The organism is Novosphingobium sp. RL4 (assembly GCF_035658495.1).
Classification (GTDB): domain Bacteria; phylum Pseudomonadota; class Alphaproteobacteria; order Sphingomonadales; family Sphingomonadaceae; genus Novosphingobium.
The window spans coordinates 2957149-2974319 of the sequence record NZ_CP141944.1; the positions used below are offsets into that span (position 1 = coordinate 2957149).

Below are 17171 nucleotides of genomic sequence, written 5' to 3' on the forward strand. Positions count from 1 at the left end.
CCGGCGGCCTTTTTCGTTACTTGGCGAACGGGTTCTTGGGCATCCGCAAATTGAGCCGGATCGGCACCGCGTCGAACCCGAGTTCCCGGCGGATGCCGTTGATCAGGTAACGGCGGTAGCTTTCCGGCAGCAGGTCGAGCCGGGTGCCGAACAGCACGAAGCCCGGCGGGCGGGTCTTGGCCTGCGTGATATAGCGCAGCTTGATGCGCTTGCCGCCCGGCGCCGGCGGCGGATTGGCCGACAGCGCATCGTCGAACCAGCGATTGAGCGCCGCTGTGGGCACACGCTTGCTCCATGCCTCGCGAATCGAGAATCCGGCGGCGATGAGTTCGTCCAGCCCCTTTCCGGTCCGCGCCGAAACCGCCAGCAGCGGCACGCCGCGCACCTGGGCAAGGCCATCGTCAAGCGCGCCGCGAATGCCGTTGAACAGCGCAGAGGCGCCTTCCGCAACGTCCCACTTGTTGATCGCGATGATCAGCGCACGGCCTTCTTCGAGCACCTTCGAGGCGATGGTGAGATCCTGGTGCTCCAGCCCGCGCGTGGCATCGAGCAGCAGCACGACGACTTCTGCAAAGTCGATCGCATGGCGCGCGTCGGCCACGGCCATGCGCTCCAGCTTCTCGGTGACATTGGCGCGCTTGCGCATGCCGGCGGTGTCGATCAGGCTGACTTGGCGGACTTCCTGCGTCTTGGGATCGGTCCATTCCCAATCCACCGTGATCGAATCGCGGGTGATGCCCGCTTCCGGTCCGGTAAGCAGCCGGTCCTCACCCAGAATCCGGTTGATCAGGGTGGACTTGCCCGCGTTTGGACGGCCGACGATGGCAAGCTTGAGCGGACGGCGCAGCAGCGCCTCCTCGTCAACTTCCTCCTCGAATTCCGGCTCTTCGGGCTGAAGCGGATCGAGATGCGGCAGGAGCGATTCGAACAGGTCGGCCATGCCCACGCCATGTTCGGCCGAAAACGTGATCGGCTCGCCAAGGCCAAGCGAATAGGCCTCGAGGACGCCGCTCTCACCCGCGCGCCCTTCGGCCTTGTTGGCCAGCAGGACCACCGGCACCGGCGAGGCGCGCAGCCACTGGCCGATCTCCTCGTCGAGCGGCGTCAGGCCGGCGCGCGCATCGACCACGAAAAGCGCGACATCGGCGGTTTCCAGCGCCGCTTCGGTCTGCTTGCGCATACGGCCGGGCAAGGTTTCGGCCTCGTCGTCTTCCCAGCCCGCCGTGTCGACGATCTGGAATTTCAGGCCGAGCAACTCGGCGTCGCCGAAACGACGGTCGCGCGTCACGCCCGGCTGATCGTCGACGAGCGCGAGCTTCTTGCCGACGAGCCGATTGAACAGCGTGGACTTGCCGACGTTGGGTCGGCCGATGATGATCACCTGAGGAAGCATGTTGATAACTCGATAAAGGATTCCGGCCCCTAGGGGAATTCGGCGCAGATGGAAACGTCTGCATTTTCGCAGCGCAACAGGGAAGCCCGGGAACAAATTCTTACTTCGGCGTTAACCATGTGCCGAAGGAATCCCCTAACCGTATCGGGCAAATCTGGAAAACATGAAGGTTTATCCGATAGCAATCATGTTGAGCCTGGCTGCCGCGGCCTCCTCTCCGGCCAGCGCCCGCTCCGCGATCGACGACGCCCTGGCCGGCATGGACGACGACCGCTCCGCCGCCGCCAAAGGCCCGGATTACCTCGAATGCGTGCCTTATGCACGCCAGCTTTCCGGCATCCAGATATACGGCGACGCCCATACCTGGTGGAAGCAGGCAAAGGGTCGCTACGCCACCGGCCGCGCACCGCGCATCGGCGCGGTCATGGCGATGGAACCTTACGCAGGCTCGCAGCTCGGCCATGTCGCCACGGTCAGCAAGGTCGTCGATTCGCGCACGATCCTGGTGAGCCATGCCAACTGGTCGCCCATCGAGGGGCAGCGGGGGCGGATCGAAAAGAACGTTACCGTTCTCGACGTATCTCCCTTGAATGACTGGAGCGAAGTGCGGGTCTGGTATGCGCCGATCCACAATCTCGGCAACACGCACTGGCCGGTAACAGGCTTCATCTACAACGCCCGTCCCGGCACGGTGCAGGACGGAGCGTTCCAGACAGCCGATGCGGCCGCAGCCCCCCGAGAACGGGTGAAAGCCAGGAAAAAGGGCCGCCGAAGCGACCCTATCGGCGACATCATCGCCGGAAACTACTGACAGGTCCGCGAACCGGCCGCCCGTTTCGGACAGCCGATCATGCGTCATCAGGCCTTGGCGACAGGCGCGTCTTCGCCGAGATCCTCATACCAGGCTTCGACAGGCCCTGCGAGCTTGACCGTCAGGGGATTACCCTTGCGATCCAGCGTCTTGCCGGCCTGAACGCGCACCCAGCCTTCGGAAATGCAATATTCCTCGACATTGTTGCGAACCGTTCCCTTGAAACGGATGCCCACGCCGCGCTGCAGCTTTTCCTCGTCGAAGAACGGGCTCTTCGGGTTGATCGCAAGGTGGTCGGGCGGCACGTCGGCGCCGGTTTTTGTCTCTTCGGTCATGTCTCGCGATTTAAATGGAGATGGGCGCTTGTCAATTCGATCCGACTCATCTAGAGGCGCGCTTCCGCAACGGACACAGTCCAGCAGCGGGCGCGTAGCTCAGTGGTAGAGCACACCCTTCACACGGGTGGGGTCGCAGGTTCAATCCCTGCCGCGCCCACCATCCCTTATATCCGGGATGGCTGAAAAAGGCGGACATTTCCCCAAAAACACGATGCAACTCCGGTCGAAACGGGCCGCACAAATCTTGCTTGTGCGGGCATGAGGCGGCATAGCGCGCGCCATGCACGATATCCGCCTGATCCGCGAGAATCCCGAAGGATTCGACGCCGGCCTCGCCCGCCGTGGGGTAGCCCCCGTGGCCGCCGAAATCCTCGCCCTCGACGAGCAGCGCCGCTCCGTCGCCACGCGCATGCAGGAAGGGCAGAATCGCCGCAACGAGGCCTCGAAGGCGATCGGCAAGGCCATGGGCCAGGGCGACAGCACCACGGCCGAAGCTCTGAAGGCCGAAGTCGCCCAGCTCAAGGACACCCTCCCCGCGCTCGAAGCCGAGGAGAAAGACCTTTCGGCGCAGCTGCACAATGCGCTCGCCGCCCTGCCGAACATCCCGGTAGCCGACGTGCCGGACGGCGCGGACGAGACCGAGAACCTTGAAGTCGCCAAGTGGGGCACGCCCGGCACGTTCGCGTTCGAGCCGAAGGAACACGCCGATCTCGGTCCGGCGCTCGGTCTCGACTTCGAGACAGGCGCGAAGATTTCCGGCGCCCGCTTCACGTTCCTGAAGGGCCAGATGGCCCGCCTCCACCGCGCGCTCGCGCAGTTCATGCTCGACACCCAGACCGGCACCAACGGTTACATGGAATGCATCGTGCCGCTGCTGGTCAAGGACGAGGCCGTGTTCGGCACCGGCCAGCTTCCCAAGTTCGCGGAAGATCTGTTCAAGACCACCGATGGCCGCTGGCTGATCCCCACCGCCGAAGTTTCGCTGACCAATGCCGTGCAGGACGAAATCGTCGATACTGCCGCCCTGCCCCTGCGCATGACCGCGCTCACCCCCTGCTTCCGGTCGGAAGCGGGCGCTGCGGGCCGCGACACACGCGGGTTCATCCGCCAGCACCAGTTCGAGAAGGTCGAACTCGTCACCGTTTGCCAGCCCGACCAGTCGGAAGCCGAGCACGAGCGCATGGTCGCCGCCGCCGAATCGATCTTGCAGGCGCTGGAACTGCCTTATCGCAAGGTGCTGCTCTGCTCGGGCGACATGGGCGCCACCGCGAAGAAGACCTTCGACCTCGAAGTCTGGCTGCCCGGCCAGGCGGCCTACCGCGAGATCAGCTCGATCTCGAACTGCGGCGACTATCAGGCCCGCCGCATGAACGCACGTTTCAAGCCGGAAGGCTCCAAGAAGACCGAGTTCCTGCACACGCTCAACGGCTCGGGCCTCGCGGTGGGCCGCACGCTGGTTGCCGTGCTGGAGAATTACCAGCAGGAGGACGGCTCGGTACTGGTGCCTGAGGCGCTCAAGCCCTGGATGGGCGGGATCGAAAAGCTGGAGCCCCGCTTCTAAGGGGCTTCGACAAGCTCGGCCTGAGCGGATTTGAGTGGGGCATCCTCCCATTTCACGCAGGCCGAGCCTCCCCTCCGCTCATCCCGAGCTTGTCGAAGGATGAATGGACCGGCGCCTCGCTTGGACCACCAAGCCCGCGCCACATTGCGAGAAAGACACCATGCGCATTCTGCTCACCAACGACGACGGCATCAACGCCCCCGGCCTCTACGTTCTTGAAAAGATCGCCGCGCAGCTTTCGGACGATATCTGGATCTGCGCGCCGAGCGAGGAACAGTCGGGGGCCGGCCATTCGCTGACGCTCGGTCGTCCGGTGCGCATGCGCGAACACGCGCCCAAGCGCTTCTCTGTCACCGGCACGCCTACCGATTCGGTGACCATGGGCATCAAGAAGGCCATGCCCGGACCGCCCGACCTGATCCTCTCCGGCGTCAACCGCGGGGCCAACCTCGGCGATGACGTGACCTATTCGGGCACCGTCTCGGCCGCGATGGAGGGCGCGCTCGCAGGCATCCGCTCGATCGCGCTGAGCCAGGTCTATGCGGGCGAAGGGCACGGCAACAACGTCAGCTTCTCCGCTGCCGAGGAATGGGGCGCAAAGGTACTGAAGCCCCTGCTCGATGCGCCATTCGCGCCGCGAACGCTGGTCAACGTCAACTTTCCGCCCGTCGCCGGGGCCGAGGTCAAGGGCATCCGCGTGGTCCGCCAGGGCTTTCACGATTATGCACGCGGTTCGGTGGTCGAAGGCGTGGACCCTCGCGGGTTCCCCTACTTCTGGTTCGGCCTTCACGGCATCGAGCATACGGCCGGCCACAACACCGACCTCGAAGCGATCTCCGAGGGTTATATCTCGGTAACGCCGCTCCAACTCGACCTCACGCACGACGCATCGCTGGCCGAGATCGCGAGCCGCTTCGAAGCATGATGCGGAAGTCCCTTCTCCTGCTGGCGGCGCTCGCGCTGCCGATCGCGCCCGCCTTCGCCGCGCCCCCTAGGCAAGAAAGCGAGGCCGTGCACGTCGTCGTGGCGGGCGAGACGCTGAACGGCATCGCCAACCGTGCGGGCGTTTCCGCCGAGGCGCTGGCCAGCGCAAACAGCCTCAAGGCTCCTTACGTCGTGAAGCTCGGCCAGAAGCTGACGATCCCTCGCGCCAAGGTAGCTGCGACCAAGGCCGCTCCGGTGCCCGCCAAAAGCGCGGCGAACCCGGCAGCGCCGGCAAAGAAGGCCGCAGCCGCCGCAAATTCGACTGCAAGAGCCGCCATCGCCGCTGCCGGGCCGCCCGAGCAGGAGAGCGTCCACGTCGTCCAGCCCGGAGAGACGCTCGGCAGCATCGCACTCGCCGCCCAAGTACCGCGCATCCTGATCGCCGAGGCCAACGGCCTGCAGCCGCCCTACAATGTGCGCCTGGGCCAGAAGCTGCAAATCCCGCGCACCCGCCGTCATGCGGTAAAGGCAGGCGATACCGGCTTCTCGATCTCCTACAAATATGCCGTGCCATGGGAGCAGATCGCCCTCGCCAACGGCCTCGATCCAACGGCTCCGGTAAAGGCGGGGCAGTCGCTGTTGATCCCCACCCTGCTCGATCCGCCCGCGACCAGCGCCGCCCCCGTCACCGCGGTCACAGCGCCGCCCCCGCCGAAGGCAGCGCCGTCCACCGGGACAGCGCGTTTCGCCTGGCCGGTGAACGGCCCCGTGCGCCGCGGTTTCGCGACCGGCGCCGACCATCACGACGGGCTCGACATCAAGGCGCCTGAAGGCACGATGGTCCGCGCCGCCGCCGCCGGCACCGTCCGGTTCGCCGGAATGGAGAAGGAGCAGTTCGGCAACCTCGTCGTGATCGATCATGGCCAGGGCTGGTTCACCGCCTATGCCTTCCTCAGCCGGGTCACGGTGAAGGAAGGCGCGAAAGTCGCCATTGGCGAGCGCGTCGGCCTGGTCGGCAGCACCGGCCTTGCCAAGGGCAACGAACTGCACTTCGAAGTCCGGCAGGACGGCAAGCCGGTTGACCCGCTGGACGAGCTGCCCAAGGCTCCGTAAGCTCGCCGGGCATGTCGAAGAGACGCTCTGCCTCCAATCCGCCAAAGGCGCCCGTTTTCAAGCCGCTGCGCCGCTCGCTGGCGGTTCCGGTGTGGGCCGACGTGGCCCTGCGGCTGGGCGGCGCATTTTTCCTGATCTTCGTCGTCATCATGGTCCACTGGAGCGACCGGGCGGGCCTCCACGATGTCCATGACGGGCAGGTCAGCTTCCTTGATGTCGTCTACTTCACGATGATCTCGATCACGACGACAGGCTTTGGAGACATCGCCCCCGTCAGTGATCGTGCCCGCCTGATCGAGGCCGTACTGGTCACGCCGATCCGGCTCGCCGTCATCACCATTTTCGTCGGCACCGCCTACAATTTCATCATCAAGCGCAGCTGGGAGACATGGCGCATGAAGCGCATCCAGGAACGGCTGGAAGACCACATCGTCGTGCTCGGCTTCGGCGTCAGCGGCTCGGAAGCAGTGAAGGAACTCGTCGAACGGGGAACCGAACCGGCCTGCATCGTTGTCGTCGATCCGGTACAGGCCCGGCTTGCGCAAGCCGAAAGGATGGGCTGCAACGTCCTCCAGGGAGACGCCACGCGCGACGAGATCCAGAACGCGGTGCGCGTGACCACGGCAAGAACCGTGCTGGTCTCAGCCGGACGAGACGATACCTCGGTGCTCATCGTCCTTACCGCCCGGCACCTTGCCCCCAAGGTGCCGATCACGGTTGTCATCCGCGCCGACGACAACGAACTGCTCGCCCGGCAGGCCGGGGCGAACAACGTCATCAATCCGGTTCGCTTCACCGGCCTCCTGCTGGCCGGCTCGGCCGATGGGCAGCATGTGGCGGACTATTTCTCCGACCTCGCTTCGGTGGCAGGCCGCGTCCAGCTTGTCGAAAGACCGGTTGAACCGTCGGAAGTGGGCCGTTCGCTCGACCAGCTTGCGACCGGCGGCAAGGGCCTCAGGATCTATCGCGGAAACCGCACGATCGGCTTCTGGGAAGACGAGGCGCAGTCCCTGCAACCGGGTGATATCGTGGTCGAGATCACGCCGACGAAGAGCAGCGACGACGAGCCGTCAACCTAGCGCCCAGAACACCAGCCCCATCGCCAGATAGGCAACCAGCCAGAACAGGCAGTCCATCACACGGCGAATCGGCTCGGCACGGTAGCGAACATGCGTCAGCCAGATCGCGGGCAAGACGAAAGCAATGGCGACGCCGCCGGTCTGCATGAAATAGAGCCAGGGCTTTGCCGCAAGCGTTTCCGCGCCGATCCGCGCGAAGTTGTGCCCGAGCATGATCGAACTGACGAGAAACACGAAGCAGACGATTCCGTAGTTCCCCGCGCGTTCCGATTTTCCCGGCGCCAGTCGGCGGTCATTCTGAAACGGCGGTCCGTTCCAGACGAAGCCCACTACCACGGCGAGCACTGCTGCGAGAACCACGGCCAACCAGTTTACCGGACCCATTGCCACATTCCTTTTTCCAACAGGACCTTCCTTGCGCAGGCTCATTGCCGTGGCGCAAGGCCGCGGTGAGATCGTGAAGCGCATCGGCGGGGCCGCAGTGCTGGCATGATTCGTTTTTCGTGACTCTTGGCCGTAATAAGCGTATCGGGCCGGCCATTCCTATGGCTATTGAAATCCCCTCTCCGCCCAAGGTCGGCATGGTCAGCCTCGGCTGCCCCAAGGCGCTTGTCGACTCCGAACGCATTCTCACCCGGTTGCGCGCCGACGGCTACACGATGAGCCCGGACTATGCCGGCGCCGATGTCGTGCTCGTCAACACTTGCGGTTTCCTCGATTCCGCAAAGGAAGAGAGCCTGGCTGCGATCGGTGAAGCCATTGCCGAAAACGGCCGCGTGATCGTCACCGGCTGCATGGGCAACGAGGCCGACGTCATCCGCGCGCGCTTCCCGGACGTGCTCGCCGTAACCGGCGCGCACCAGTACGAAGCCGTGGTCGAGGCCGTGCACGACGCCGCCCCGCCCGAGATTTCGCCCTATGTCGATCTGATCCCGCAGATCTACGACGAAGCGGGCGTGAAGCTGACGCCGCGCCACTACAGCTATCTGAAGATCTCGGAAGGCTGCAACCACGCCTGCTCTTTCTGCATCATCCCCAGCCTGCGCGGCAAGCTGGCGAGCCGCCGCATCGACGCGGTGCTGCGCGAGGCGGAAAAGCTCGTGCAGGCGGGCACGCGCGAACTGCTGGTCATCAGCCAGGACACTTCGGCCTATGGTGTCGACGTGCGCCATGAAACGCGCACATGGAAGGACCACGAGGTCCGCACCCACATGACCGATCTCGCCCGCGAGCTTGGCCAGTTGAGCGATTCGCAAGGCCGCAAGCCTTGGGTGCGCCTGCACTACGTCTACCCTTACCCGCACGTCGACGCGGTGATCCCGCTCATGGCGGAAGGGCTGCTCACCCCCTACCTCGACATTCCGTTCCAGCATGCGGCACCCTCGGTGCTCAAGTCGATGAAGCGCCCGGCCAACGAAGCCAAGGTGCTTGATCGCCTGCGCAAGTGGCGCGAAATCTGCCCGGATATCGCCATCCGCTCCAGCTTCGTGGTCGGCTTCCCCGGTGAGACCGAGGCGGACTTCCAGTACCTGCTCGACTGGCTCGACGAAGCGCAGCTCGACCGTGTCGGCGCGTTCCGCTTCGAGCCGGTCGAAGGCGCCAGCGCCAACAACTTGCCGAACGCCGTGCCGGAAGAGGTCAAGGAAGAACGCTACGCCCGGATCATGGAGAAGACCGCCGCGATCAGCGCGGCCAAGCTCCAGGGTAAAGTCGGCCGCATCCTGCCCGTCATCATCGACGAAGTGGGCGAAGCGGACGAGGATGGCGACATCGGCGCAACCGGCCGCTCTCAGGCCGACGCCCCCGAGATCGACGGCAACGTCTTCCTCCGCAATGCCGGGAAGGACATGCAAGTCGGTGATATCGTTGATGTTCTCATCGAGGATGCCGACGAGCACGATCTTTATGGAGCGATCACTACCGGCTGACGACATCGGTGGCAGACGCCTGAGTTGCACGCCTTGCAACATTGCCCAATCTTTTCGCATTTGCGGCGAATCGGTGTCGGGAGCATATGGAGCAGGCCTTTCAGGCATCCTCTCCCAAAAACTTTCAAAGGGCTGGTCTTCGGACCGGCCCATTTTTTTGCCCGCTTTCCTTGCCTGGCGATCGGTATCGCTCTCCGACCAAGAAGTGCGTGCGAGAACGCGAGAGGCCTGAGGACAGGCAACCCTTATCCAGATTCGATCATGCCTCGTGCATCAGCCGCAAGGAACGAGCGCCTCGGCATCGTTCACTTTGCCCTTCTTCATGTGCAATTCCGGCAAGTCCTGAAGCCGATGGGAATGCCGGTTTTCCAGCGCCTGAGCGATTGGTTGCATGTCACGCAACAGCAGGAAAGTTTTTCGCATTTGCAGCAAAACGTGTCCGGGATCATAAGGATCGGGCCTTTCAGGCATCCTCTCCCAAAACTTTTCAGGGCTGGTCTTCGGATCGGCCCTTTCTTTTTGCCCCGGTCCCGCGCGTGCGAAAGAGAAGCAAATGCACGACTGGCGGCGCGCGCAGCTTTGTCCTAGCCATGCGCCATGGCCGAATCCTCGCGAATCTACACAGCCGCCCTCGTCGTCATCGGTGACGAGATTCTTTCGGGTCGCACGCACGACAAGAACATCGCGCAAGTCGCAACCTGGCTTCAGGTGCAAGGTATCCGCCTGAAGGAAGTGCGCGTCGTCGCGGACGACACTGCCGCGATCGTCGAAGCGGTGAACGTCCTTCGCGCCCGCAACGATTACCTTTTCACAACCGGCGGAATCGGTCCCACGCACGACGATATCACGGTGGACGCGATCGCCGAGGCCCTGGGTGTACCGGCAAGCGTACACCCCGAAGCGCGCGCAATCCTGGAAGGCTACTACGAGACTCGCGGCGGACTGACCGAGGCACGGCTGCGCATGGCACGCACGCCGGAAGGCGCCAGCCTGATCCCTAACCGCTACACCGGCGCCCCGGGCATCCGTTACGAAAACGTCTTCATCATGGCAGGCGTCCCGAGCATAACGGCCGGAATGCTTGACGCCCTGTCCGGGCAGCTCGAAGGCGGAGCGCCGCTGCTGTCCGAGACCATCGGCTGCTGGGTGGGCGAAAGCGAAGTCGCCGAATTGCTCCGGCAGACCGAGAAGACACATGAGAGCTGCCAGATCGGCTCCTACCCTTTCTGGGCGGAAGGCAAGACCGGCGCCAACTTCGTGATCCGCTCCGTCAGCGCCGACGATCTCGCCGCCTGTTCACGCGCGCTGGTCGAGGGCCTCGAAGCGATGGGCCGAGCCGCGGTGCCAGGTGGCATTTGAGCTTGCCGCCGCGTTTGCGCTGATGGCCACTCCTGCCCCTTCCCTGACTGCCGCGCCCACACTGGACGCATTCGAGGCTGTGCTGAGCCGCCATGACAGCGCCACGCTGGCGCTGGAGGAATGGTGTGCCGCACGAGGATTGGGCGATCCTGCGAGGATCACGGCGCACCTCGTCCAGGGAGCGGATCAGCCGGCACCGGACGACATTCGCACGGTGTTGGCGATCGGACATGGCGACACCGTCAGCCTGCGCAATGTTCGGTTGAACTGCGGCGCCAAGGTCCTGTCAGTGGCATGGAACTGGTATGTCCCGGAGCGCCTGACGCCGGCCATGAACGCGGCGCTGGGGTCCACCGATATCCCCTTCGGCAAGGCGGTGGCCGCCCTTCAATTCCGCCGCAAGCCGCTCTCGACAGTAGCCGGTACGGCCGCGAACTGCCCGCCCGAGACCATTTCCACCCATCAGGCGATGCTGCTGCTGCCCGATGGACGGCCGCTGGCCTATCTGGTCGAGTGCTATACGGCGGCCAACCTGGAGCCCTGACGCCGCCCGTGACCCGCCTGCCCTGGCAAAGCGGGTATTCGGGACGGCGTTCCTGAACGCCTGACCCGGATCAGGCGGCCACGGTCTCAGTGCCGGCGATCGATGTACGGTGCATCATGCGGCCGGTCGATTTGTCATAGGGAATGGCCCGGTGCATCGCCCCGGTATTGTCCCAGATCACGAAATCGCCCTTGGTCCACTTGTGGCGCAGGGAAAACGCCGGCTGCGCCGCCCATTCCTGCAGGCGGATCAGCATCGCCCGGCCCGCCGGAACCTCCATGCCGACGATATGATCGGCAGTAGTCCCTATCACCATCGACTTTCGGCCGGAACCGTGTGTCCAGACCAGCGGATGCTCCTTGACGAGCCCGATGCCGAGCACGCGCTCACGATGCTTTTCCGGAATGGCATCGGCGATCGGCGACAGACTGGCGCGCACGGAGTGCACGGCCTTGAGCCCTTCGAGCGCCTGCTTCTCTTCCTCGGGCAGGCCCTCGTATGCGGCATAAGTGCTGGCGAACTCGGTTTCCCCGCCGATGGCGGGCGCGATGCGGCACGACAGCAGCGTGGCGAAAGGCGGCGGCATGTCCACGGTGATCCCGTCCATGTGCCAGAAGAACGTCCCCAGCACATATTCCGGCTGAGGATTGATCTTCTCATCCAGCGTGACCTGATAGACGTTTTCGTCGTTCTGCTGGACGTTGTTGCGCGCGGTCAACTTCACGGTCCCGCCCATCGCGTCGGTAATGGCAAGTTGCTCGACATCGGTGAGGTTCAGTTCGGGGAAGACCACGACGGTACGCTCTTCCACTTTGGCCCGGATCGCCTCAGCCGCTTCCGGCGTGAAGATGTCCGCTCGGTCGTCCCATACGACACGCGAACCGATGTGTTCCTTGATGTCCTCGAATCGGATGGCCATGGCGGCACGCTCTCCAGTTTATCGTTTTGAACAGTTGTTCAGCACGAAATACACCGCTCGGCGGAACGGTGCAAGAAGGAGCGCCCTGCCGAAGGATCGCCGCAACGAAAAAAGGGCCGGAGGTTTCCCTCCGGCCCTTCTATCCGTTTCGCATGATCCCGAAGGATCAGGTGCCTATCAGGCGCCAGCGATTTCGGTCGTGTCGATCTTCAGGCCGGGGCCCATCGACGACGAAAGCGAAATCTTGCGAACGTACTTGCCCTTGGAGCCCGAGGGCTTGGCCTTGACGATCGCATCGACGAACGCGCTGAAGTTGGTCAGCAGGTCGGCGTCCGAGAACGACATCTTGCCGATGCCGGCGTGGATGATGCCCTGCTTTTCGACGCGGAACTCGATCTGGCCGCCCTTGGCGTCCTTCACGGCCTGCGTGACGTTCGGGGTCACGGTGCCGAGCTTCGGGTTCGGCATCAGGCCCTTCGGACCCAGCAGCTTACCGAGACGACCGACGACGCCCATCATGTCCGGGGTGGCAATGACGCGGTCGTAGTCGAGGTTGCCGGCCTGCATGTCGTCCATGAGGTCTTCCGCACCAACCTTGTCGGCGCCGGCGGCGAGAGCTTCCGCAGCCTTGTCGCCCTTGGCGAACACGGCGACGCGAACGGTCTTGCCGGTGCCGGCCGGAAGCGAAACCATGCCGCGAACCATCTGGTCAGCGTGACGCGGGTCAACACCCAGGTTCATCGCGACTTCGACGGTTTCGTCGAACTTGGTCGTCTTCAGGTCGCGCAGGGTCTGCAGCGCTTCAGCGACAGGGTAGTGCTTGAGGTTTTCGCCGAGCTTCTCGGTCAGCGACTTCTGCTTCTTGGTCACCTTGGCCATGGAATCAGCCCTCCACCACTTGCAGGCCCATCGCGCGGGCCGAACCTTCGATGATCTTGGTGGCGGCTTCAATGTCGTTGGCATTGAGGTCGGCCATCTTGACCTGGGCGATCTCGGCAAGCTGCGAGCGCTTGACGGTACCGGCGCTGATCTTGCCCGGCTCCTTCGAGCCCGACTTCAGGTTCACGGCCTTCTTGATGAGGAAGGTCGCCGGGGGGGTCTTGGTGACGAACGTGAAGCTGCGATCCGCATACACCGTGATGATGGTGGGGATCGGCATGCCCTTTTCGAGCTCCTGCGTGGCAGCATTGAACGCCTTGCAGAATTCCATGATGTTCACGCCGCGCTGACCCAGCGCAGGGCCGATCGGCGGGGACGGCGTGGCGCTGCCAGCCTTGACCTGCAGCTTGATGTAACCTTCGATCTTCTTGGCCATTTGGCCACTCCTTTCACACTTTCACACCTGCACGGCAGATGCTCATGTTTAGCGGTCTTACGGACGCTGGAGCATCCTCCCGCAGGGAATCGCACCGGCACGAGGCCGATCCGAAGTGCGCGCCCCTAAACGATATCGGGATAAAAGGAAAGGGCAGGATTTCCGGCTTTCTCTCGCCCGGTGCAACCGCCATAGAAAGCCAGCATGCACGAGAAACAGGACGCCGGCCGAGACCGTGACCACGGGCACGAACTCGACAACCTCATCTGGAACGCCCTCGAGGGCGAGCAAGCCGGCTTTGCGATCGGAACCGCGAACGCACGGCGCTTCCGCCCCGAAATCGGCCCGCTTGCGGCGGTACGCGATTTCTCCCCGGAATGCCTGGCCGAATTCGCCGACCTTGTGCGCACTACAGGCCCGTTAGCCCTCGCCCGCAGCCGGGTCGCCGAGGACACGATCATCCCGGACCTCGAGATCGTGCGCGGCGCGCAAGGCGTGCAAATGGTCTTCGCCGGTGACGAGGCTGCACTGGAAGCGGTGGAGCACGCCGTCGCCGATCCCCGCATCGTGCCTCTCGGCGAAAGCGACTATCCGGAAATGCTTGCCCTGGCATCCCTGACCGAGCCCGGCCCCTTCGCGGCACGTACCGGTGACCTGGGACGGTTCTGGGGCTTGCGTGAGGACGGGCGACTGCTCGCGATGGCAGGCCAGCGAATGCGCACCCGCCATCATATTGAAGTCAGCGCCGTCTGCACTCATCCGGATGGACGCCGACGAGGCCTCGCCGCCCTGCTCTCCCGGCGCGTGGTGGCGGCGATCCGGGCGGAAGGGCGCCGACCGGTGCTTCACAGCTACACCGACAACGCGACTGCACGCGCGCTCTATCGCCGGCTTGGCTTTACCGAGCGCAGCCTTGTACGCTTCACGCAATACGCCCCGCAGGCCTGACGGCGAGCGGGGCGCTTTGAGCGAGGTGCCGGGCCGAAAGCCCGGCCCCGATTACTTGCTGAGTTCGACGTGCTCGAAATCGAGCTCGACCGGCGTGGCGCGGCCGAAGATCGAGACTGCAACCTTGACCTTGTTCTTGTCGAAGTCGAGTTCCTCGACCAGGCCGTTGAAGCTGGCGAAGGGACCGTCAAGAACCTTCACCGAATCACCGATCTCATAGTCGATGTTGATCTGCTTGCGCGGCGCGGCGGCAGCGGCTTCGGCGGCGCCGAAGTAACGCGCGGCCTCGGTTTCGCTGATCGCCTGCGGCTTGCCGCTCGACCCCAGGAAGCCGGTGACTTTCGGGGTGTTCTTGACGAGGTGGTATACGTCGTCATTCAGCGCGAGCTTGGCGAGCACGTAACCGGGCATGGTCTTGCGTTCGACCTGGACCTTCTTGCCGCGCTTGACCTCGGTGATGGTCTCGTGCGGGACCTGAACGTCCTCGACGAGCTGCGAAAGACCCATCCGCTCGGCTTCCGAGAGGATGGATTCCTTCACCTTGTTCTCAAATCCGGAGTAGGCGTGGATGATGTACCAGCGGGCCATGGTTCTCTCTTCGTTGTCTGGTTCAGGCGATCACAGCAGCGACAGGATCGAGGTGACGATCCAGCCGAACAGCGCATCGATGCCAAGGAAGAACACCGCAAGCAGGACAGTCATCAGCCCGACGAAGATCCCCGTCGTCACCGTCTCCTGGCGCGAGGGCCAGTAGATCTTGGAGGCTTCGTTACGCACCTGCCGGATGAATTCGCCGGGACTGGTCTTGGCCATTTCAGTCGTTCTCGCGTCTTGCCTGCTGCCTGAGCAGAAATGTGTCTCGTTTCTTCCGGATAGGGGCCATCGCCGCCCCGGCCGAGGCCGGGAGGGGCAATTCGTGATCCGCATATCGGAAGGAACCGCGGACTTAGCCCCGCTCCCTGCATTTTGCAAGGGTCGCCCTTCCCATCGCCGGACGATCTAGTTGGCGATATCCGCCGGATCGGCCAGGCGCGCCAGGAACGAGTTGGGGCTGGAGTAGAGGATACGCGCGCCGTCCGGCAGCGCCACGGGCTTTATCCTGCCGATATACCAGAGGTACTCGGCATGACGGGCCGGCGCGAACTTGCGCAGGTCGATATGCTGGCGCGGCGAATAGAGGATGCGCTGGCTCGGATCGGCAAACCGATAGGAAAGATCGCGCATAGACAGCATGTGCACGTCGGGGAGCGCGAAATTCGAATTCTCCATCGCGCTGCGGCGGACCACGGCATAGGAGCCGAAGTGCTCGAACGGACCGAAACGCCACTGGACGCGCGGAATGGCGACGGCCGTAGCGACTCGCGCGCCCTCCGGCACCTGGTCCAGCGCCGCGATCAGTTGCCGCGCGGTCTGCGCATCCTGATACCACACGACCGTCGTAACAGCGGTGCGCGAGATGAACAGCGAAGCCGCAGCCACGATCGCCCAGCGTGGCAGGCTCCAGTCGATCGCCAGGCAGGCGACGAGAAGCGCGGTCGTGCTGAGACGATAGTCGGCATAATCGCCGCCGAAGATCTGGCGCGGCACCGCCAGCGTCAGTACCAGCAGGATGACCGCTGCCCAGCCCAACCTGCCGTCGAAATGGCGACGGAAGATGGCGACTGCAAGCAAGGCGGCAACCGCGCTGACACTGGCGATGTCGAACCAATAGTCATAGCTGCGCATCGCCTTGTACAGGATGCCGAACTTGTAATCGAGGACGTAGCGCCCGTAGGAAACCTTGGAATTCGCGCCTACGCCGAGCAGCATCGGGAACAGCGGGAAGATCAGCGGCCAGGGCTTGATGAAGGGCCGCCAGTCCAGCCAGTTACGGCGGCGGCTCCATTCATAGCCGAACATCAGCACGCCCATCACGCCCCAGCCGGAAACGTGGCAGAGCCAGACGACGAAGCCGATCGGCACCATCACGGCCCAGCGCCAGGGCCGGTCTTCAAGCCTGATCCAGAGCGCGAATGCCAGCAGCCCCAAGGCCACCGACAGCGAATAGTTGAGGAAGCCCATCAGCAGCGAGGGCGACCAGATCATCGCGAAGGCGAGAATCGGGCCGACATCGACCCGGCGGCCCAGCGAGCGGCAGACCGCGATGATCGACAGGCCCGAAAGGAACGGAATCATCACCACGATGATTCGCCCGGCCTGCTCAAGACCGAAGAGCGGCGCCATCGGCACCATCAGCAGTTCGACGCCGAGGTTCCCCGTCCACTCCCAGTTGAACACGAAATAGCGTGTCAGGTAGGGGTCCTGGCCGTGGTCCAGCGCAACCTTGTATCCCGCAAGGTGCGAGGGATAGTCCGTCATCTGCGGAGCCCAGGCAACCAGCGCCGGCAAGGCCGCGATCGCGGCCAGCAGCACGCCCAGCAACAGCGCCCGGTCCCCTCCGAGCAATTCGGCGAGGCGTTGCCATCGGGCTCGCCATGAGGCCCGTGTGAGACCGATCTGTTCCGTCTGCGGTCGCGCGGTTCCGTGCATCTACGCTGATTCTTTCCCGAGCAAGTTGCCGAACGAATCTGGGCCGCACTGTCGACCGAAGCCGCGCAAATGCCCGATTCGCCAAACGCGGCCCTCCTAGTCACAGCACCGCGTTTGACAAGGGCGACACGGTATCGTGCTTCCCCGTTCATCGCAAATGCCGGAATGAGCCGCGCAAAAACCCTTAAAAGCAAAACGCCCGCCGCGGAGTATTCCGGGGCGGGCGATATCGCCGCTTTTCATAAAAAGCTGGCAGGAGTGCACGGACTCGAACCGTGGGCCCTCGGTTTTGGAGACCGATGCTCTACCAACTGAGCTACACTCCTGCGGGCGAGGCAGCCTCTAGAAGGAGATGGAGAGGAATACAAGAGGGTGCAGCAGCATGATGACAAGATATTCCCGCCCCTTGC

At 63.9% G+C, this 17171-nt stretch carries 19 protein-coding genes and 2 tRNA genes; 10 read left to right on the forward strand and 11 right to left on the reverse strand.

Annotated elements, in window-relative coordinates; all coding sequences use genetic code 11:
• Positions 1–16: 16 nt before the first annotated feature.
• Positions 17–1393 carry a ribosome biogenesis GTPase Der gene (der, locus tag U9J33_RS14350; RefSeq protein ID WP_185996946.1) on the reverse strand — a complete coding sequence of 459 codons (1377 nt, stop codon included), beginning with the start codon at positions 1391–1393 and terminating at the stop codon, positions 17–19.
• A gap of 187 nt (positions 1394–1580) precedes the next feature.
• Here der and U9J33_RS14355 point away from each other — a divergent pair, with 187 nt between their 5' ends.
• On the forward strand, positions 1581–2204 hold the full coding sequence (locus U9J33_RS14355) for a CHAP domain-containing protein (protein ID WP_324696223.1): 624 nt from the start codon (positions 1581–1583) through the stop codon (positions 2202–2204).
• A 47-nt stretch (positions 2205–2251) separates the two neighbouring features.
• On the opposite strand, the gene U9J33_RS14360 is transcribed toward U9J33_RS14355, so the two are convergent.
• Positions 2252–2539, reverse strand: a complete 288-nt coding sequence (locus U9J33_RS14360; protein ID WP_054435425.1) for a DUF3297 family protein — start codon at positions 2537–2539, stop codon at positions 2252–2254.
• A gap of 88 nt (positions 2540–2627) precedes the next feature.
• Here U9J33_RS14360 and U9J33_RS14365 point away from each other — a divergent pair.
• The 5 genes from U9J33_RS14365 (at position 2628) to U9J33_RS14385 (ending at position 7219) form a co-directional block, all read left to right on the forward strand.
• A tRNA-Val gene (locus tag U9J33_RS14365) sits at positions 2628–2702 on the forward strand.
• 120 nt (positions 2703–2822) lie between these two features.
• Entirely contained in the window at positions 2823–4103 is a 1281-nt protein-coding gene (gene serS / locus U9J33_RS14370) for a serine--tRNA ligase (RefSeq protein WP_324696226.1), read from the forward strand.
• 160 nt (positions 4104–4263) lie between these two features.
• Positions 4264–5028: a 5'/3'-nucleotidase SurE gene (gene surE / locus U9J33_RS14375; RefSeq protein ID WP_054435428.1), complete on the forward strand. Its 765-nt coding sequence runs from the start codon at positions 4264–4266 to the stop codon at positions 5026–5028.
• Positions 5025–6140, forward strand: coding sequence for a LysM peptidoglycan-binding domain-containing M23 family metallopeptidase (locus tag U9J33_RS14380; RefSeq protein ID WP_324696228.1), 1116 nt, complete (start codon positions 5025–5027; stop codon positions 6138–6140). The genes surE and U9J33_RS14380 overlap by 4 nt, the downstream gene beginning before the upstream one ends.
• Positions 6141–6151: 11 nt before the next feature.
• Positions 6152–7219, forward strand: a complete 1068-nt coding sequence (locus U9J33_RS14385) for a potassium channel family protein (RefSeq protein WP_324696230.1) — start codon at positions 6152–6154, stop codon at positions 7217–7219.
• Here the strand turns inward: U9J33_RS14385 and U9J33_RS14390 are convergent.
• Positions 7211–7603, reverse strand: a complete 393-nt coding sequence (locus tag U9J33_RS14390; protein ID WP_054435430.1) for a DUF1761 domain-containing protein — start codon at positions 7601–7603, stop codon at positions 7211–7213. The genes U9J33_RS14385 and U9J33_RS14390 overlap by 9 nt on opposite strands.
• Before the next feature lie 161 nt (positions 7604–7764).
• Between U9J33_RS14390 and rimO the strand changes: the two genes are divergently transcribed.
• Positions 7765–9147 (forward strand): 30S ribosomal protein S12 methylthiotransferase RimO, encoded by a 1383-nt coding sequence (gene rimO, locus U9J33_RS14395; RefSeq protein ID WP_324696232.1) that lies wholly within the window; start codon positions 7765–7767, stop codon positions 9145–9147.
• A 273-nt stretch (positions 9148–9420) separates the two neighbouring features.
• Here rimO and U9J33_RS14400 read toward each other — a convergent pair whose 3' ends face one another.
• A complete protein-coding gene (locus U9J33_RS14400; RefSeq protein ID WP_324696234.1) occupies positions 9421–9618 on the reverse strand; it encodes a hypothetical protein in 198 nt (65 codons plus the stop codon).
• Between the two features lie 126 nt (positions 9619–9744).
• Between U9J33_RS14400 and U9J33_RS14405 the strand changes: the two genes are divergently transcribed.
• On the forward strand, positions 9745–10506 hold the full coding sequence (locus tag U9J33_RS14405; RefSeq protein ID WP_324696236.1) for a competence/damage-inducible protein A: 762 nt from the start codon (positions 9745–9747) through the stop codon (positions 10504–10506).
• A 22-nt stretch (positions 10507–10528) separates the two neighbouring features.
• The gene (locus tag U9J33_RS14410) at positions 10529–11050 is read left to right on the forward strand and encodes a hypothetical protein (RefSeq protein WP_324696238.1); all 522 of its coding nucleotides are present in this window, start codon (positions 10529–10531) and stop codon (positions 11048–11050) included.
• Between the two features lie 70 nt (positions 11051–11120).
• Here the strand turns inward: U9J33_RS14410 and U9J33_RS14415 are convergent, their stop codons facing one another.
• The 3 genes from U9J33_RS14415 to rplK form a co-directional block, all read right to left on the reverse strand.
• Positions 11121–11969: a TauD/TfdA family dioxygenase gene (locus U9J33_RS14415; protein ID WP_324696240.1), complete on the reverse strand. Its 849-nt coding sequence runs from the start codon at positions 11967–11969 to the stop codon at positions 11121–11123.
• Between the two features lie 177 nt (positions 11970–12146).
• On the reverse strand, positions 12147–12848 hold the full coding sequence (rplA, locus tag U9J33_RS14420) for a 50S ribosomal protein L1 (RefSeq protein WP_132469337.1): 702 nt from the start codon (positions 12846–12848) through the stop codon (positions 12147–12149).
• A 4-nt stretch (positions 12849–12852) separates the two neighbouring features.
• Entirely contained in the window at positions 12853–13284 is a 432-nt protein-coding gene (rplK, locus tag U9J33_RS14425; protein ID WP_054435442.1) for a 50S ribosomal protein L11, read from the reverse strand.
• Between the two features lie 204 nt (positions 13285–13488).
• Between rplK and U9J33_RS14430 the strand changes: the two genes are divergently transcribed.
• Positions 13489–14232, forward strand: coding sequence for a GNAT family N-acetyltransferase (locus tag U9J33_RS14430; RefSeq protein ID WP_324696243.1), 744 nt, complete (start codon positions 13489–13491; stop codon positions 14230–14232).
• A gap of 51 nt (positions 14233–14283) precedes the next feature.
• Here the strand turns inward: U9J33_RS14430 and nusG are convergent, their stop codons facing one another.
• The 4 genes from nusG to U9J33_RS14450 all read right to left on the reverse strand — a co-directional run bounded on the left by nusG (position 14284) and on the right by U9J33_RS14450 (position 17087).
• A complete protein-coding gene (gene nusG / locus U9J33_RS14435; protein ID WP_054435445.1) occupies positions 14284–14820 on the reverse strand; it encodes a transcription termination/antitermination protein NusG in 537 nt (178 codons plus the stop codon).
• A 30-nt stretch (positions 14821–14850) separates the two neighbouring features.
• Positions 14851–15045, reverse strand: coding sequence for a preprotein translocase subunit SecE (secE, locus tag U9J33_RS14440; RefSeq protein WP_054435447.1), 195 nt, complete (start codon positions 15043–15045; stop codon positions 14851–14853).
• Positions 15046–15231: 186 nt separating this feature from the next.
• Positions 15232–16677 carry a hypothetical protein gene (locus U9J33_RS14445; RefSeq protein WP_243692669.1) on the reverse strand — a complete coding sequence of 482 codons (1446 nt, stop codon included), beginning with the start codon at positions 16675–16677 and terminating at the stop codon, positions 15232–15234.
• Positions 16678–17011: 334 nt separating this feature from the next.
• Positions 17012–17087 (reverse strand) — tRNA-Trp (locus U9J33_RS14450).
• Positions 17088–17171 lie beyond the last annotated feature (84 nt).

Bases quoted from the DNA above. Each gene is read 5' to 3' on its own strand.
- der (WP_185996946.1), bottom strand. From the start codon at position 1,393: ATGCTTCCTCAGGTGATCATCATCGGCCGACCCAACGTCGGCAAGTCC.
- U9J33_RS14355 (WP_324696223.1), top strand. From the start codon at position 1,581: ATGTTGAGCCTGGCTGCCGCGGCCTCCTCTCCGGCCAGCGCCCGCTCC.
- U9J33_RS14360 (WP_054435425.1), bottom strand. From the start codon at position 2,539: ATGACCGAAGAGACAAAAACCGGCGCCGACGTGCCGCCCGACCACCTT.
- serS (WP_324696226.1), top strand. From the start codon at position 2,823: ATGCACGATATCCGCCTGATCCGCGAGAATCCCGAAGGATTCGACGCC.
- surE (WP_054435428.1), top strand. From the start codon at position 4,264: ATGCGCATTCTGCTCACCAACGACGACGGCATCAACGCCCCCGGCCTC.
- U9J33_RS14380 (WP_324696228.1), top strand. From the start codon at position 5,025: ATGATGCGGAAGTCCCTTCTCCTGCTGGCGGCGCTCGCGCTGCCGATC.
- U9J33_RS14385 (WP_324696230.1), top strand. From the start codon at position 6,152: ATGTCGAAGAGACGCTCTGCCTCCAATCCGCCAAAGGCGCCCGTTTTC.
- U9J33_RS14390 (WP_054435430.1), bottom strand. From the start codon at position 7,603: ATGGGTCCGGTAAACTGGTTGGCCGTGGTTCTCGCAGCAGTGCTCGCC.
- rimO (WP_324696232.1), top strand. From the start codon at position 7,765: ATGGCTATTGAAATCCCCTCTCCGCCCAAGGTCGGCATGGTCAGCCTC.
- U9J33_RS14400 (WP_324696234.1), bottom strand. From the start codon at position 9,618: ATGCCTGAAAGGCCCGATCCTTATGATCCCGGACACGTTTTGCTGCAA.
- U9J33_RS14405 (WP_324696236.1), top strand. From the start codon at position 9,745: ATGGCCGAATCCTCGCGAATCTACACAGCCGCCCTCGTCGTCATCGGT.
- U9J33_RS14410 (WP_324696238.1), top strand. From the start codon at position 10,529: ATGGCCACTCCTGCCCCTTCCCTGACTGCCGCGCCCACACTGGACGCA.
- U9J33_RS14415 (WP_324696240.1), bottom strand. From the start codon at position 11,969: ATGGCCATCCGATTCGAGGACATCAAGGAACACATCGGTTCGCGTGTC.
- rplA (WP_132469337.1), bottom strand. From the start codon at position 12,848: ATGGCCAAGGTGACCAAGAAGCAGAAGTCGCTGACCGAGAAGCTCGGC.
- rplK (WP_054435442.1), bottom strand. From the start codon at position 13,284: ATGGCCAAGAAGATCGAAGGTTACATCAAGCTGCAGGTCAAGGCTGGC.
- U9J33_RS14430 (WP_324696243.1), top strand. From the start codon at position 13,489: ATGCACGAGAAACAGGACGCCGGCCGAGACCGTGACCACGGGCACGAA.
- nusG (WP_054435445.1), bottom strand. From the start codon at position 14,820: ATGGCCCGCTGGTACATCATCCACGCCTACTCCGGATTTGAGAACAAG.
- secE (WP_054435447.1), bottom strand. From the start codon at position 15,045: ATGGCCAAGACCAGTCCCGGCGAATTCATCCGGCAGGTGCGTAACGAA.